Genomic DNA, 15863 nt, shown 5'->3' with positions numbered 1-15863 from the left:
CGCTATGGCGTGCCTTTTTTATGTCTTGTGCGCAGTATCAAGCCAGATGAGTACGTGCAGCCTGGCTAACCAGCTCAATCTCATCGAGCAGTTCCAACCATTCCGGTTCCAGGTCGTCATTGCTGACGCCCAAGCGTAGCTGTTGTTCGAGATAGAAACACAGCTGTTTCAGACGTGGCACGCCGCTGTAACTGCAACTGCCGTGCAGCTTGTGGATCAAATCGAGAATGCTGTCGTCTGCCGCGCCGTCCAGCAGGGCTTGTACCCGTCCACTGACTTGAGGCAGGAAGTCGAGCAGCATCTGGAGTAGGTCGTGCGCCAGATCAGGCTTGTTTGCTGCCTGACGTAGTGCCAGTGGCCAGTCGAGTGACTGTAAGGATTCATGGGTTGATGTCGACGGGACCTGCTCATCACTGTGGTAGCGCGCCAACACGCGCGTGAGCATAGCTTCGTCAATTGGCTTGGCCAGATAGTCATCCATCCCGGCCTGCAGCAGATGCTCGCGTTCACCGCTGACTGCATGGGCGGTGACGGCGACGATGGGGGTTGAATTGTGGTGTGGTAATTGGCGGATCAGTTCGCTGGTGCGGATACCGTCGATATTTGGCATCTGAATATCCATCAGGATCAAATCCAGCACGTTGTCGCGTGCCAACACTAACGCTTCTTCTCCGCTTTCACACAATAGCGTCTTTTCCACCTGCTCAGCCAGCAGTGTGCCGATCAACTTCAGGTTGGCCGGATTGTCGTCAACGGCCATCACTGTGAGTGGCAGGCGTTTGCGTTCTGGCAGGACAGCCAGGCGCAGCGGGGTTTCCATACGCAGCAGCGGGAACAGACGGTTGCTGGTGATGGGTTTGATCAGGCAGCCGGCAGCGCCTTGCTGTTTAAGCTGTTCTGCGTTGATCTGCGACTGGCAAGGCAGTGCCAGAATCACACGATTGGCGATCTGCAGTGCTGCCAGCAGTTTGCTTTCGTGTTGTGCCATATTGTCGCGGAAAGGGATCGGTACCCCCACCAGCAGGAAATCGTAATTTTTCTTCGGCAATTGGGCGAGCGTTGGCGAGTGGGTGATCACCAGGTTGGTGGCACTCAGCATGTTAAGCGTTGCCTGAGCTGCCATCGGATTGGCTTCGATATATCCCAGCGTTTTGCCTTGCAGGTCCGGCAAATTTGCCGATAGCGACAGCATGCCCTCGTGCAGATCGAGTGTGATGTGGAACCAGAAGGTCGATCCGCGATTCAGTTGGCTGTGGAAGCAAATATCGCCACCCATTTCTTTTACCAGTTTCTGGGTAATCACCAACCCCAGGCCGGTACCGCCGTGGCGGCGTGAAATGCTGGCATCGGCTTGTCGGAACGCCTGGAACAATTGCGACTGTTGCCGTTCGGATATACCAATACCGGTGTCATGGATTTGTACTTCCAGTTCGATCTGGCGATCTTGCTGGCCTCGCAGCTCGACGCGGATATCAATGTTGCCCGTTTCGGTAAATTTGATCGCGTTGCCGAGCAGGTTGGTAATGATTTGCTGCAAACGTAACGAATCGCCGATCACTTGCTCTGGCACGTCGTTGTGTACGTCCAGCGTCAGTTCCAGTCCTTTCTCATGAGCGCTAGGCGCCAGCAACACAATCACTTCGTCCAGGGTTTCACGTAGTGAGAACGGAATATGTTCAAGCACTAACTTGCCGGCTTCCAGTTTGGAGAAGTCCAGAACGTCGTTGATGATGGTCAGTAAGTTATTGGCCGAGCGTTCAATGGTTTGCAGATAGTCGGTCTGCGTGACGCTCATTTCGGTTTTCAGCATCTGGCGGGTAAAGCCGATCACACCGTTGAGTGGGGTGCGGAGCTCGTGCGACATGTTGGCCAGGAATTCGGATTTGATACGCGCCGCTTCCTGCGCGCGTTTCTTCGCCAGATCCAGTTCAACGTTTTGGATCTCCATTTGCTCCAGCGTCTCGCGCAGGTCGGAGGTAGCCTGATCGATGTTCTGTTGCATCTCCTCATGATACGCAGTGAGCGACATTGCCATTGAGTTGATGCCGTTCTTTAGCATATGCAGTTCGCCGAGCATAAAGCCTTCGACGCGGCTGTCGAGCTGTCCACGGCGAATGCGGTCTACGGTATTGACCATATTACGGATCGGGCCGGTGACGTCGCGCATCAAGCGGTAAGCGAACAGGATAGCGATGCACATACACAACAGCAGCAACAGGGTAGAGACAAACACCTCTTTGTATTGCTGCAGTCGGACTGATTGCAGATCCAGTTCGATCGCGACATAGCCCAGACGGTTGTCCTGTTGAGGATCGTTATTGGCTGTTTGATCCGGATACTGGCTCTCCGCCAGGATCGGGGTGCGTAGGATCAGTGAGTCGCCTCGACGCGTTAACATCAGATCGGTGGGGATGGGCATCCCTTTCGGCAACTGCAATTGGGCAACGTTGTGATGGTAATTAGAAGTGACGAACAGATTATTCTGCGCGTCGAACACGGTAATTGAACGCACAATATCTGAATGCCGACGGTGTAACAGGCTGACTAACTGCCTGACCGACTCACGGCTGCGGAACGTCATGCCGTACTCGCTGGCCACTGCCAACGGTTCGATAATACTGGCACCGGCGTCAACCAGCTGTTCTTGCAATTCATTGTAGCGATGTACTACGAAGAAGGTGCTGAGCAACAGACCAATCAACAGCGTTGGGGCCAGAATTAGGATCATCATGCGCGCCCGCAGGCTGTATTTGGTCATGGGAGTCCAATGTGGGAGAATTGCCGAACACACCCTACTTTAAATGAACCGGCACTCAATCGACAAATATGGTGCAATTTATTTAGCTACCGGCTCGAAAAACTGTACAGAGAAGTGCCGTATTATCGGGTCGACGGGCTACGCTTAGACTTCTGTCTGCGTGACTTTATTCAGGAAAATGCCAGGGTAAATCGGTAAAGGGTGGTGCGGGCCCTTGAATGGCTCAAGATTCAACCCAATGATCGGTTATTGGATCTGTTCTGCTGCATGGCAATTTTATCCTGCCGTTGGCGCGATGCGCCGCCGTGGTGGGCATAGAAGGTGTTGCCACACTGGTAGCGAATGGGCAATATAATGCACATAAGAAAAGGCTGAGAAATGCCTGCTTCTTCCTCGATAATGGGGACGAAGACATTGAGCAGCAACCTTGAGCAGCACAAGGATTTGATAAGGTGATGCTGGACCTTGCCCATGCGGGCGCGGCCGGCATGATGTCACATATTGTAAAACTGGCGCCAGCGGGTGGTTTACGTTTTCTGTAACCTTACTGGGCGTCGGTTATCGTCTTGCGCGTGTGTGGATGTTGGATCTATTTCCACAGACGGGGCATCTTGAGTCAATGGCGCTGTTTATTAACGGTCGTGCGCCAGAGGTCGCTGCAAAGTAGGGAGAGGTTATGGTTGCGGTAAGAAGTGCACATCTGAACACGGCTGGTGAATTTGCTCTCGATGAGTGGATTGCCAGCTTGGGGCTACCTAACCCGCAGTCATGTGAGCGATTAGCCGCAACCTGGCGCTACTGTGAGCAGCAAACCCAAAACCATCCTAACGCGTCGTTGTTACTGTGGCGTGGGTTGGAAATGGTCGAAATTCTTTCGACCCTGAGCATGGACAATGACAGCATGCGCGCCGCGCTGCTGTTCCCGTTGGTGGATGCCGGCATCGTACAAGAAGATACCCTGACCGAAGAATTCGGCAAGGGCATTACCTATCTGGTACATGGCGTTCGTGATATGGATGCCATTCGTCAACTGAAAGCCACCCAAAACGACTCTATGGCCTCCGAACAGGTCGATAATGTGCGTCGCATGTTGTTGGCAATGGTGGAGGATTTCCGCTGCGTGGTGATCAAGCTGGCGGAGCGTATCGCTCACCTGCGAGAAGTGAAAGACGCGCCGGAAGACGAACGGGTGCTGGCAGCCAAAGAATGTTCGAACATCTACGCGCCGCTGGCCAATCGACTCGGTATCGGGCAACTGAAATGGGAGCTGGAAGATTTTTGCTTCCGCTACCTGCACCCGGACGAATACAAACGCATCGCCAAGCTGCTGCATGAACGGCGTATCGATCGCGAACAGTTTATTGATGACTTTGTTGCTTCGCTGCGCAGTGCAATGGGCGACGAAGGTGTTAAGGCGGACATTTACGGTCGACCAAAACATATTTACAGCATCTGGCGCAAAATGCAGAAGAAGGCGTTGGCGTTTGACGAGTTGTTTGATGTCCGCGCGGTACGCGTGGTGGTCGAACGCTTACAGGACTGTTATGCGGCGCTGGGGATTGTACATACTCATTTCCGTCATCTGCCGGATGAGTTCGATGACTATGTCGCTAACCCGAAACCCAACGGTTATCAATCGATCCACACCGTGGTTCTGGGGCCACGCGGCAAGACGCTGGAGATCCAGATCCGTACCCGCCAGATGCATGAAGACGCTGAACTGGGCGTAGCCGCGCACTGGAAATACAAAGAGGGTGCGGTAGCGACGGTACGTTCCGGCTATGAGGAGCGCATCGCCTGGTTGCGGAAACTGATCGCCTGGCAGGAAGAGATGGCGGACTCCGGCGAGATGCTCGACGAAGTGCGCAGCCAGGTGTTCGACGATCGGGTTTATGTGTTTACCCCGAAAGGCGATGTCGTGGATCTGCCGGCCGGTTCCACACCGCTCGATTTTGCTTACCATATTCACAGCGATGTCGGCCACCGTTGTATCGGTGCCAAAATAGGCGGCCGTATCGTGCCGTTCACCTACCAGTTACGGATGGGTGATCAGATTGAAATCATCACTCAGAAGCAGCCGAACCCAAGCCGTGACTGGCTGAACCCTAACCTGGGTTACGTCACTACCAGCCGCGGACGCTCCAAGATCCACAACTGGTTCCGCAAACAGGATCGCGACAAGAATATTTTGGCCGGTCGTCAGATGCTGGACAGCGAGCTGGAGCACCTTGGCATCAGCCTGAAAGAGGCTGAGAAGCTGCTGATTCCGCGTTACAACATGAATTCACTGGATGAAATCCTGGCGGCGATTGGCGGCGGGGATATCCGCCTGAATCAAATGGTGAACTTCCTGCAAGGCAAGTTCAACAAACCGAGTGCCGAGGAACAGGATCGCGAAGCGTTGCGCCAATTGGTGCAGCACAAGGCGCCGCCGGCAACTCGCAGCAAGGACAACGGCCGGGTGGTGGTGGAAGGGGTAGGCAACCTGATGCACCACATTGCCCGCTGCTGCCAGCCGATCCCGGGCGACGATATTGTCGGCTTTATCACCCAGGGGCGCGGTATCTCCATCCACAGGGCTGACTGCGATCAACTGGTGGATCTGCAGTCGCACGCGCCGGAACGTATCGTGGATGCGGTGTGGGGCGAAAGCTACTCCAGTGGGTATTCTTTGGTCGTCCGCGTGATGGCCAACGATCGCAGCGGCCTGCTGCGAGACATCACCACCATTTTGGCCAACGAAAAGGTCAACGTGCTGGGCGTGGCCAGCAGGAGCGACACCAAAAAGCAGTTGGCGACCATAGATATGGATATTGAAATCTACAACCAGCAGGTGCTGGGCCGGGTATTGGCCAAGCTCAATCAACTGCCGGATGTGATAGACGCCAAACGCCTGCACGGCAGCTAACCTTACATTTTTTATCGCGGGGCCCATATATTGGGCCTCGCTCGTTTCAGAGACTTCGTCATGACCCAATCTTCTCCGCTGCAACGCTTGCTGAACATCATGAAAACGCTGCGCGATCCGCAGGCCGGTTGCCCGTGGGATCGCAAGCAAACCTTCGCCACGATTGCCCCTTACACGCTGGAAGAAACCTATGAGGTGCTGGATGCTATTGAGCGTCAGGACTATAGCGATCTGCGTGACGAACTGGGCGACCTGCTATTTCAGGTGGTGTTTTACGCTCAAATGGGCCAGGAGCAGGGGTTGTTTGACTTCGATGAGGTATGCAACGCCATCAGCGACAAGCTGGAACGTCGTCACCCGCATATCTTTGGTGAAGCCGATGCAGCGGACAGTGAAGCCGTTGCGGCGCGCTGGGAGCTGCTGAAGGCCGGAGAACGTGCAGAGAAAGAACTGCATTCGGCGCTGGATGATATTCCGCAGGCGCTGCCTGCGTTGATGAAGGCGCATAAAATTCAAAAGCGCTGCGCCGCGGTTGGTTTCGACTGGCATACGATTGGTCCGGTGTTGGACAAAGTGTACGAAGAGATCGACGAAGTGATGCATGAAGCCAAGCAGGCGGTGGTCGATGAACAGAAACTGGAAGAAGAAATCGGCGACCTGTTATTCGCCACGGTGAATTTATCGCGCCACCTTGGCCACAAAGCTGAAAACGCGCTGCAGGCGGCTAATCGCAAGTTTGAACGCCGTTTCCGCCAGGTAGAAGAGATCGTTAAACAGCGTGGCTTACAGATGGGTGAAGCCACACTGGAGCAGATGGAAGAGGCGTGGCAGCAGGTCAAACGCCAGGAAAACTAATCTACAGCAGTGCTGTCCTATGATTATCGCAATGTTGATCGGCGACAATGTTCACTCAAGCTGAAACGGTTAAGCTTTGGGTCATGGTTTGCTGAACCGTGACGTCCCAACAGGAAAACGCCAACAAACTGAAATCTAAGGCGTTTTATTGTTGTAAAAGGGCGTTAAAATAAATTTTTCCATGCTAACTCATTGTTTTAAAAAGGCAGCTGGTCGTGGGCCGATAGAATAAACCCGGATGAACTCCTGATGGTGACAGAGATGATGGACAGTAAAACGATCGTTTGTAGGTCTGAAGAGGTTCGGGTATACTACTTTCCCGTCTTGGTTCTTCCATCGTCTTTAAACCTAAACTCTCAGGTTCAGCATGACAACTAATTATATTTTTGTGACCGGCGGGGTCGTATCCTCTCTGGGTAAAGGCATTGCCGCAGCCTCTCTGGCGGCTATTCTTGAAGCCCGTGGCCTCAACGTTACCATCATGAAACTGGACCCGTACATCAACGTGGATCCGGGCACCATGAGCCCGATTCAGCATGGGGAAGTTTTCGTCACCGAAGACGGCGCAGAAACCGATCTGGATTTGGGTCACTACGAGCGCTACATCCGTACCAAAATGTCGCGCCGCAACAACTTCACTACCGGTCGTATTTACTCCGACGTTCTGCGTAAAGAACGCCGTGGCGACTATCTGGGCGCAACCGTACAGGTTATTCCGCACATCACCAACGCGATCAAAGAACGCATCCTCGAAGGTGGCGAAGGCCATGACGTGGTGCTGGTGGAAATCGGCGGTACCGTCGGCGATATCGAATCGCTGCCATTCCTGGAAGCCATTCGTCAGATGGCTGTGGAAGTGGGCCGTGAACACACCCTGTACATGCACCTGACACTGGTGCCGTATATGGCTGCTGCCGGTGAAGTGAAAACCAAACCTACTCAGCATTCCGTAAAAGAGCTGCTTTCCATCGGTATTCAGCCTGATGTGCTGATTTGCCGTTCCGATCGCACCGTTCCTGCTAACGAACGTGCAAAAATCGCACTTTTCTGCAACGTGCCGGAAAAAGCGGTTATCTCCCTGAAAGACGTTGATTCTATTTATAAAATCCCAGGCCTCTTGAAATCTCAGGGCCTTGATGATTATATTTGTAAACGATTCAGCCTCAATGCGCCGGAAGCGAACCTGGCCGAATGGGAACAGGTGATTTACGAAGAAGCCAACCCAGGCGGCGAAGTGACCATTGGTATGGTCGGCAAATATGTCGAGCTGCCGGATGCCTATAAGTCAGTGATCGAAGCCCTGAAACACGGTGGCTTGAAAAATCGTCTGACGGTGAACATCAAGCTGATCGATTCGCAGGATGTAGAAACCCGCGGCGTAGAAGTACTGAAAGGTCTGGATGCTATCCTCATCCCAGGCGGCTTCGGTTACCGTGGTGTGGAAGGCAAGGTGATGACCGCGCGTTATGCGCGTGAAAACAACATCCCTTACCTGGGTATCTGTCTGGGTATGCAGGTGGCGCTGATGGAGTTCGCCCGCAATGTTGTGGGTATGGAGAACGCCAACTCAACCGAGTTTGTGCCAGACTGTAAGTACCCGGTGGTGGCGTTGATCACCGAATGGCGTGACGAAGACGGCAACGTCGAAGTGCGTACTGAAGAAAGCGATTTGGGTGGCACGATGCGTGTCGGTGGCCAACAATGCCACCTGACTGACAACAGCTTGGTTCGTCAGATGTACGGCGAAGAGACCATTGTTGAACGTCATCGTCACCGTTATGAAGTTAACAACATGCTGTTGAAGCAAATTGAAGCCGCCGGGCTGTTGGTTGCCGGCCGTTCCGCAGACAACAAGCTGGTTGAGATTATCGAACTGCCGAATCATCCATGGTTCGTCGCTTGTCAGTTCCACCCGGAATTTACTTCGACGCCGCGTGATGGTCATCCGTTGTTCGCCGGCTTTGTGAAGGCCGCTGGTGAGTATCAGAAGCGCCAGGTGAAATAAAATATTTGGTAGGCGGCGCGCGGTGAGAACCGCGCGCTGTTTGTCTGGAGTTTTAGTTTAACTTGTACTGAGGAAAACCTAATGTCCAAAATCGTTAAAGTCATCGGTCGTGAAATCATCGACTCCCGCGGTAACCCGACTGTTGAAGCCGAAGTGCATCTGGAAGGCGGTTTCGTAGGTCTGGCTGCTGCGCCGTCAGGTGCTTCTACCGGTTCCCGTGAAGCACTGGAACTGCGTGACGGTGACAAGTCTCGTTTCCTGGGTAAAGGCGTACTGAAAGCCGTTGCTGCAGTAAATGGCCCGATTGCTCAGGCAGTACTGGGTAAAGATGCCAAAGACCAGGCTAACATCGATAAGATCATGATCGACCTGGACGGCACTGAAAACAAATCTCAATTCGGTGCTAACGCCATTCTGGCGGTTTCCCTGGCTGCTGCTAAAGCGGCTGCGGCTTCCAAAGGTATGCCACTGTATGAGCACATCGCTGAGCTGAACGGCACCCCAGGCAAATTCTCTATGCCACTGCCGATGATGAACATCATCAACGGCGGCGAGCACGCTGACAACAACGTCGACATTCAGGAATTCATGATTCAGCCAGTTGGCGCGAAATCCCTGAAAGAAGCGGTACGCATCGGTTCTGAAGTGTTCCATCACCTGGCGAAAGTACTGAAAGCCAAAGGCATGAACACTGCAGTAGGCGACGAAGGCGGCTACGCGCCAAACCTGGGTTCTAACGCCGAAGCGCTGGCTGTTATCGCTGAAGCGGTAAAAGCGGCAGGCTATGAACTGGGTAAAGACGTTACCCTGGCGATGGACTGTGCAGCGTCTGAGTTCTACAAAGACGGTAAATATGTTCTGGCTGGCGAAGGTAACAAAGCCTTCACTTCCGAAGAGTTTACTCACTTCCTGGAAGACCTGACCAAACAGTACCCAATCGTGTCTATCGAAGACGGTCTGGACGAATCTGACTGGGATGGTTTCGCATACCAGACCAAAGTGCTGGGCGACAAAATCCAGCTGGTGGGTGACGATCTGTTCGTAACCAACACCAAGATCCTGAAAGAAGGCATCGAGAAAGGCATCGCTAACTCCATCCTGATCAAATTCAACCAGATCGGTTCTCTGACCGAAACTCTGGCTGCTATCAAGATGGCTAAAGACGCAGGTTACACCGCGGTGATCTCTCACCGTTCAGGTGAAACTGAAGACGCAACCATCGCTGACTTGGCGGTTGGTACTGCGGCTGGCCAGATCAAAACCGGTTCTATGAGCCGTTCTGACCGCGTTGCTAAATACAACCAACTGATCCGCATCGAAGAAGCGCTGGGTTCACGCGCTCCGTTCAACGGCCTGAAAGAAGTTAAAGGTCAGTAATAACGGCTTGGTTCGTTGCTAAATAAAAACCCGCTTCGGCGGGTTTTTTTATAGGATTTATTCACTGTTTTATGATTCCAGGAAGTTATAGTGAGTTATTAATTGCGCGATATCTTCTGGTTACTTGACTGCCATTACCCGATCCTCTGGCCGTTATCGCGCTGTTCATGGATCAGGTCGATCAGTGCGCGTAATCTGGCAGGTAAATAGCGCCGCCCGGAATAATAAAGCCTTAATCCGCCAAAGGGTTGGCACCAAGGTTCCAGCAGTGGGATCAGCAATCCTTGAGCTAGTTCATCACGGATCAACCACTCGGCAATGAAAGCGAGTCCAACGCCACCCAACGCTGCCTGCCGGATAGCGCGGCTTTCACTGAGTGAGATACGCACTGGCATATTCACCTGCAATTTCTGCCCGTCCTTCTCCAACTCCCAATGGTAAACACCACCGTGTGACATTCTCATACCGATGCTTTGGTGTTGCAGCAGATCCTCCGGCTGATGTGGCGCACCGTGGTGTGCCAGATAGCCGGGGCTGGCGACAATCAGCATGCGAATATCCTGTGTGAGGGGAACGGCGATCATATCCTGTGGTACGGATTCCGCCAGCCGAATACCGGCGTCGAAGCCATCAGCCACAATATCCACCATGCGCGGCTCGGTAACGATGTCCACACCCACCTGCGGATAGCGTCGCATATATTCCAGCAGCAGGGGCTCTAACAGGATCAGCGCGGCTTCAGGTGGGGCATTGATACGCAATCTGCCGCTGGGCATATCCGGCTCGCTGCCGGCCTCTTCACTGGCGCGCTGGATTTCTGCCAGAGCGGGTGTGATGCGTTCGACAAAACGTTGACCAGCGTCGCTCAGCGCTACGCTACGGGTGGAACGGTTGAATAGCCGCGCTTGCAGTCTCGTTTCCAACCCGGCGACGGCGCTACTGACTGCGCTGGTGGACATGCCCAATTCTTGGGCTGCTGCGCGAAAGCTACGGTGGCGGGCCACGGCCAAAACCACTTCGAGTTCGGTGATGCCGTTACGGTACATTGATTATCCTGATTTTCAGCATAAGTCATGCATGATAAGCCTACTTATCGGCACGATAAAGGCTCTCTATACTCCTTTTTATCAAGATACAATGTATGTGGAGAGAGAAAATGCAACAGATTGAACAAATCTATATCAATGGTGAGTTCGTAACGCCTCATGGTGATGAATGGTTTGATTTACATAATCCCAGCACTGAGCAGGTGATTGGGCGTGTCCGTTTAGGAGATGAAGCCGATACCCGATTGGCAATTGCGGCGGCTAAAGCGGCATTCCCCGCTTGGGCGCGCACCACCAAAACCGAACGCAAGGCGGCGCTGACGCGTATGCATCAGGCGGTATTGGCGCGTGAGGATGATCTGATGGCGGCGATTGTGACCGAATACGGTGCCCCTTCGGTTCGTTCTCGCTGGATGGCGACTTACCCGGCCAGCGTGATCGCTCAGGCCATTGAGGCGTTGGACGCCTTTGAATTTGAGGAGCAGGTGGGCAGTGCGCAAGTGTGGATGACGCCTGTGGGAGTGGCCGGCTTGATTACCCCCTGGAATAGCGATGCGGGTTTTATCTGCAATAAATTGGCGACGGCGTTGGCTGCCGGCTGTACTGCGGTGGTTAAGCCCAGTGAAATGAGCGCCATGCAGACACAGATCATCACAGAGGCGCTGCACCAGGCCGGTTTGCCGGCAGGCGTATTTAATATCGTCAATGGGCGCGGTGATGTTGTGGGGGAGGAGCTGACCCGGAATCCGGATGTGGCAAAAATTTCCTTTACCGGTTCAACGGGCGTAGGGAAACACATTGTGGTATCCGGTGCCGAAACAATGAAGCGCGTTACGTTGGAGTTGGGGGGGAAATCGCCAACTCTGTTACTCGACGATGCTGATTTCCCAGCGACAATTGGTATGATCTTACAGGCCGGTTTTATGAACAGCGGACAGGCCTGTATTGCGGGCACGCGTATTTTGGTTCCTCGCCAGCGTTTGGCCGAGTTTGAACAGGTGGCGGTGGAAGCGATAGCGCAGATCAAGTCCGGCGATCCTCGTCAAGTTGACACCGATATCGGCCCGATGGTGAGTCGCAAACAGTGGGAAAGAGTACAAGGGTATATTCACCAGGGGCTTGAGGAGGGCGCGCGTTTGTTGGCGGGGGGGCCGGGACGGCCAGAGGGATTAACCCGAGGCTGGTTTGTCAAACCGACGCTGTTTACCCACGCTAATAACCAGATGCGTATCGCCCGCGAGGAAATTTTTGGCCCGGTGCTGACTATTTTGCCTTATGAGGATGAAGCGGAAGCGATTGCCATCGCCAATGACACGACTTACGGCCTTAGCGCGATGGTTATCGGCCAAGACCATCAACGTTGTCTGGCCGTTGCCCGGCAAATTGACGCAGGGCGAGTGCTGGTGAATACCTTGGCCCATGAACCTAAAGCGCCTTTCGGTGGTTTCAAGTACTCTGGATTAGGACGTGAAATGGGCAAGTGGGGCATCGGCGCTTATCTGGAACCTAAGACGGTAATGATTGGCTAATGGCTGCGAAGCGAACAATCACAACCAGAACGAAATGCTCTTCCTCTCTCCCTTTTGGGGATATTAGGGGAGAGAGAAGGAGTTGCCGCTGCTGATTTGGCTCACTACAACAGTGTCGGGGCGATCTCCAGCAGCGCTTGTTCGTCCTGCAGTAGCGCGGCGCTGCTGGCGATGTCCGGCGCCAGCCAGCGGTCCTGATGATAAGGTGCCACCACCTGCCGTAAACGTTGCCAGGCGCGGTGCGTGCCTTCACCAAAACGGTACTGCTTTAGGAATTCAAAGGCTTGTGCCGCCAGCAGGTATTCAATCGCCAGGATCTGGTTCACGTTGGCTAACGACTTATGCAACCGCAATGCTGCCCCGGTTCCCAGACTGAGATGATCTTCCTGCAGTGCCGAAGTCACATAGTTATCGACCACGCAAGGTTGCGCCAGTTGACGGTTTTCCGCACACAGCGATGCTGCGACATATTGAGCGATCATCATGCCGGAATTCACCCCAGGTTCGCTGACCAGAAATGCCGGCAAGCCGCTGACCAGCGGGTTAATGAGTCGATCGATACGCCGTTCTGCGATACCGCCGAGTTCGGCGATGGTGATCGCCAGCAGATCGGCGGCCATTGCCACTGACTCGCCGTGCGGGTTGGCTTGTGACATCACGCGATAGTTGTCCGGCGTGCCGAGCAGTAGGGGATTGTCGGTAGCGCCGTTCAGTTCGGTTTCAATCTGTCGTTCAGCATGAGCAATCTGATCACGGCAGGCACCATGTACCTGTGGGATCGAACGGATGCTCAGAGCATCCTGAGTACGAATGCCTTCACTGGCGGCAATCATCTCACTGCTGTTTAATAGCGTCCGCAGATTTCTGCCGACCTGCTGCATCCCCGGGTGGGGCTTAAGCGCTAAAATTTCTGAGTCAAAGGCGGCGATCTGCCCACCCAGAGCTTCGAAACTCATGGCGCCAAGTACGTCCGCCCAGCGGGCCAGCCGCCAGGCATCGGCCAACGCCAGGCAGCTTAATCCGGTCATGCAAGGGGTGCCGTTGACCAGACACAGGCCATCTTTGGCACCCAGTTGCGGGGGCACTATGCCTTCTTCCGCCAACGCATGAGTTGCCGTGACGAGTTGGCCACGGTAGCTGACTTCACCCAACCCGAGCAGCGCGACGCCGACATGTGCCATATGGGTCAGATAGCCGACCGAACCCTGTGACGGCACCTGCGGGGTAATCCCCCGGTTAAGCAGTGCCAACAGGGTTTCTACTACCGGACGCCGAATACCTGATTTGCCATGGCTGTAGTTGACGATGGCGCAACAGATGATGGCGCGAGTCTGTTCATCGCGCAGTGGTTCTCCTACGCCGCAGGCGTGACTCATCAGCGTGTTGCGGGACAGTTGTGCCAGCTGCTCGCCGTGCAGCGCCTGATTGCACAGTGCACCCAGACCGGTATTGACGCCATAAGCGCGCTGCTCACTGGTAACGATTTTCTGCACGATGGCCTGTGCATTATCGATGCGCGCCCAGGCAGCGTCAGACAGACTGAGAGGGGCGTGATGGCGCGCGACTGCCACCACGTCTTGCCAACGCAATGGCTGGTTGTCGAGGATAACCGAAGAGGGATAATGCATAGTGAGTTCCTCAGGCACGGGCGACGCTCATCGGGCGCGGTTTTTTCACGTTTTCATCCAATGCCAGGCGGCGCTGCACGAAGCGGTTAACGTATTCATCGGCCGGATTGTTAAGAATGTCCTGTGGTGTGCCGACCTGGATCAGTTTCCCGTCCTTCAAGATCGCGATCCGGTTGCCGATACGTACAGCCTCATCGAGATCGTGCGTGATGAACACCAACGTTTTGTGTAGCTCTTTTTGCAGCGCCAACAGTTGATCCTGCATCTCTGCACGAATTAACGGATCGAGCGCACTGAAGGCTTCGTCCAGCAAAATGATATCGGTATCGGTAGCCAGTGCGCGGGCTAGCCCGACGCGCTGACGCATACCGCCAGAGAGTTGATGCGGGTATGATTTTTCGTAACCCTTTAACCCAACAGTATTTATCCAGTGCAGTGCGCGTTCCTGATACACCTCTTTTGCCTCACCTCGCACTTTCAAGCCATAGCCCACGTTGTCCAAAACGGTTTTGTGGGGCAGCAAGCCAAAGCTTTGGAATACCATACTGATCTTGTGACGGCGGAAGTGCTCAAGCTGCTTTTCGTCATAGCGCAAGATATCTTCGCCATCCACCAGGATCTGACCGCTGGTGGGGTCGATCAGGCGGTTAAAGTGGCGTACCAGCGTGGATTTCCCCGAGCCTGACAGGCCCATAATCACGAAGATCTCACCGGCCTCGATTGACATCGAAAGATCGTGTACGCCGATCACGCAGTCGGTCGCTGCCTGGACTTCCTGCTTGGTATTACCTTGCTGGCTCATGGCCAGCGCCGCCGCCGTTTTGTGGCCAAAGATCTTGTAGACGTTTTTGATTTCGATTTTGTTCATCGGGGTTACCTCGCAACGGCGGAACGGCCATAAGCCTGAGTGATACGGTCAATGACCACGGCCAGAATAACGATCGCCAGACCTGCCTCCAGGCCCAGACCGACGTTCAGTGTCTGAATGCCCACCAGCACGTCTTCACCCAGCCCACGTGCGCCGATCATCGAAGCCACAACCACCATCGACAGTGACATCATGGTGGTTTGGTTAATACCGGCCATAATGCTTGGCAGCGCCAGCGGTAACTGCACGCCGAACAGTTTCTGCCAACGGTTGGCGCCAAAGGCAGTGACGGATTCCATCACTTCTTTGTCCACCTGACGGATACCCAAATCGGTTAAGCGGATTAGCGGTGGTGTGGCGTAAATCACCGTTGCAAGGATAGCGGGTACTTTGCCAAGGCCGAACAGCATCAGCACGGGGATCAGATACACGAAGCTTGGCATGGTTTGCATGACATCCATCAGCGGCATCATCACTGCTCGTACGCGATCGTTACGTGCTGCCAGTACACCAAGTGGAATACCGATAATGACCGCCAGCAGAGTGGCAACCAACACCAGCGCCAGGGTTTGCATTAATTTATCCCACATACCTGCGGTGCCGACCAACAGCAGCAAACCCACGATCACCACCGTTGGTAACCAGCGGCGGGTGGCATGCCACGCCAAAAGTCCAACGACGGCCAACATCAGCCACCATGGCGTCGCGCGCAGCAGGCTCTCAAGGTGGATCACTGCCCACAGCAGGGTGTCGGAAATCTTGCGGAACATATCGCCATAGTTGTTGACCAGGACATCGACCCAGCGATTGATCCAATCGGCGATGGAGAAAGTAAAACGTTCTGGGAACATAAATATTACCCCTGTCAGGCCCGAAGCGCACAGGCTCC

At 54.2% G+C, this 15863-nt stretch carries 11 protein-coding genes; 6 read left to right on the top strand and 5 right to left on the bottom strand.

Features of this window, described 5'->3' with window-relative positions; genetic code table 11:
• Positions 1-37 precede the first annotated feature (37 nt).
• Entirely contained in the window at positions 38-2758 is a 2721-nt protein-coding gene (gene barA, locus SGR01S_RS09795) for a two-component sensor histidine kinase BarA (RefSeq protein WP_061807338.1), read from the bottom strand.
• 547 nt (positions 2759-3305) lie between these two features.
• On the opposite strand from barA, the gene SGR01S_RS24610 reads away from it, so the two are divergent.
• From SGR01S_RS24610 to eno, 5 genes are all read left to right on the top strand, one after another.
• Complete coding sequence (locus SGR01S_RS24610) at positions 3306-3425, top strand: 23S rRNA methyltransferase (protein WP_306303643.1); 120 nt, start codon at positions 3306-3308, stop codon at positions 3423-3425.
• A 9-nt stretch (positions 3426-3434) separates the two neighbouring features.
• The gene (gene relA / locus SGR01S_RS09790; RefSeq protein ID WP_037425654.1) at positions 3435-5666 is read left to right on the top strand and encodes a GTP diphosphokinase; all 2232 of its coding nucleotides are present in this window, start codon (positions 3435-3437) and stop codon (positions 5664-5666) included.
• A 60-nt stretch (positions 5667-5726) separates the two neighbouring features.
• The gene (gene mazG, locus SGR01S_RS09785; protein WP_037425657.1) at positions 5727-6521 is read left to right on the top strand and encodes a nucleoside triphosphate pyrophosphohydrolase; all 795 of its coding nucleotides are present in this window, start codon (positions 5727-5729) and stop codon (positions 6519-6521) included.
• 367 nt (positions 6522-6888) lie between these two features.
• On the top strand, positions 6889-8526 hold the full coding sequence (pyrG, locus tag SGR01S_RS09780) for a glutamine hydrolyzing CTP synthase (RefSeq protein WP_037425661.1): 1638 nt from the start codon (positions 6889-6891) through the stop codon (positions 8524-8526).
• Positions 8527-8607: 81 nt separating this feature from the next.
• On the top strand, positions 8608-9903 hold the full coding sequence (eno, locus tag SGR01S_RS09775; RefSeq protein WP_037425665.1) for a phosphopyruvate hydratase: 1296 nt from the start codon (positions 8608-8610) through the stop codon (positions 9901-9903).
• A 134-nt stretch (positions 9904-10037) separates the two neighbouring features.
• Here eno and SGR01S_RS09770 read toward each other — a convergent pair whose 3' ends face one another.
• Positions 10038-10949: a LysR family transcriptional regulator gene (locus tag SGR01S_RS09770; protein WP_037425667.1), complete on the bottom strand. Its 912-nt coding sequence runs from the start codon at positions 10947-10949 to the stop codon at positions 10038-10040.
• A 110-nt stretch (positions 10950-11059) separates the two neighbouring features.
• On the opposite strand from SGR01S_RS09770, the gene SGR01S_RS09765 reads away from it, so the two are divergent.
• A complete protein-coding gene (locus SGR01S_RS09765; protein ID WP_061807337.1) occupies positions 11060-12478 on the top strand; it encodes an aldehyde dehydrogenase family protein in 1419 nt (472 codons plus the stop codon).
• A gap of 104 nt (positions 12479-12582) precedes the next feature.
• On the opposite strand, the gene hutH is transcribed toward SGR01S_RS09765, so the two are convergent.
• The 3 genes from hutH to SGR01S_RS09750 are packed head-to-tail and all read right to left on the bottom strand — an operon-like array spanning position 12583 to position 15825.
• Complete coding sequence (gene hutH, locus SGR01S_RS09760; RefSeq protein WP_061807336.1) at positions 12583-14106, bottom strand: histidine ammonia-lyase; 1524 nt, start codon at positions 14104-14106, stop codon at positions 12583-12585.
• A 10-nt stretch (positions 14107-14116) separates the two neighbouring features.
• Positions 14117-14974: a quaternary amine ABC transporter ATP-binding protein gene (locus tag SGR01S_RS09755; protein ID WP_061807335.1), complete on the bottom strand. Its 858-nt coding sequence runs from the start codon at positions 14972-14974 to the stop codon at positions 14117-14119.
• 5 nt (positions 14975-14979) lie between these two features.
• On the bottom strand, positions 14980-15825 hold the full coding sequence (locus tag SGR01S_RS09750) for an ABC transporter permease (RefSeq protein WP_037425673.1): 846 nt from the start codon (positions 15823-15825) through the stop codon (positions 14980-14982).
• Positions 15826-15863: the final 38 nt, after the last annotated feature.

Source organism: Serratia grimesii NBRC 13537, from assembly GCF_001590905.1.
Lineage (GTDB): Bacteria > Pseudomonadota > Gammaproteobacteria > Enterobacterales > Enterobacteriaceae > Serratia > Serratia grimesii.
The sequence above is the reverse complement of the archived record's forward strand: the minus strand, read 5'-3'. Positions and strand labels throughout refer to the sequence as shown.

Coding starts and splice junctions, on each gene's coding strand:
- hutH (WP_061807336.1), bottom strand. CDS start 14,106: ATGCATTATCCCTCTTCGGTTATCCTCGACAACCAGCCATTGCGTTGG.
- SGR01S_RS09770 (WP_037425667.1), bottom strand. CDS start 10,949: ATGTACCGTAACGGCATCACCGAACTCGAAGTGGTTTTGGCCGTGGCC.
- SGR01S_RS09750 (WP_037425673.1), bottom strand. CDS start 15,825: ATGTTCCCAGAACGTTTTACTTTCTCCATCGCCGATTGGATCAATCGC.
- eno (WP_037425665.1), top strand. CDS start 8,608: ATGTCCAAAATCGTTAAAGTCATCGGTCGTGAAATCATCGACTCCCGC.
- relA (WP_037425654.1), top strand. CDS start 3,435: ATGGTTGCGGTAAGAAGTGCACATCTGAACACGGCTGGTGAATTTGCT.
- SGR01S_RS09765 (WP_061807337.1), top strand. CDS start 11,060: ATGCAACAGATTGAACAAATCTATATCAATGGTGAGTTCGTAACGCCT.
- mazG (WP_037425657.1), top strand. CDS start 5,727: ATGACCCAATCTTCTCCGCTGCAACGCTTGCTGAACATCATGAAAACG.
- barA (WP_061807338.1), bottom strand. CDS start 2,758: ATGACCAAATACAGCCTGCGGGCGCGCATGATGATCCTAATTCTGGCC.
- SGR01S_RS09755 (WP_061807335.1), bottom strand. CDS start 14,974: ATGAACAAAATCGAAATCAAAAACGTCTACAAGATCTTTGGCCACAAA.
- pyrG (WP_037425661.1), top strand. CDS start 6,889: ATGACAACTAATTATATTTTTGTGACCGGCGGGGTCGTATCCTCTCTG.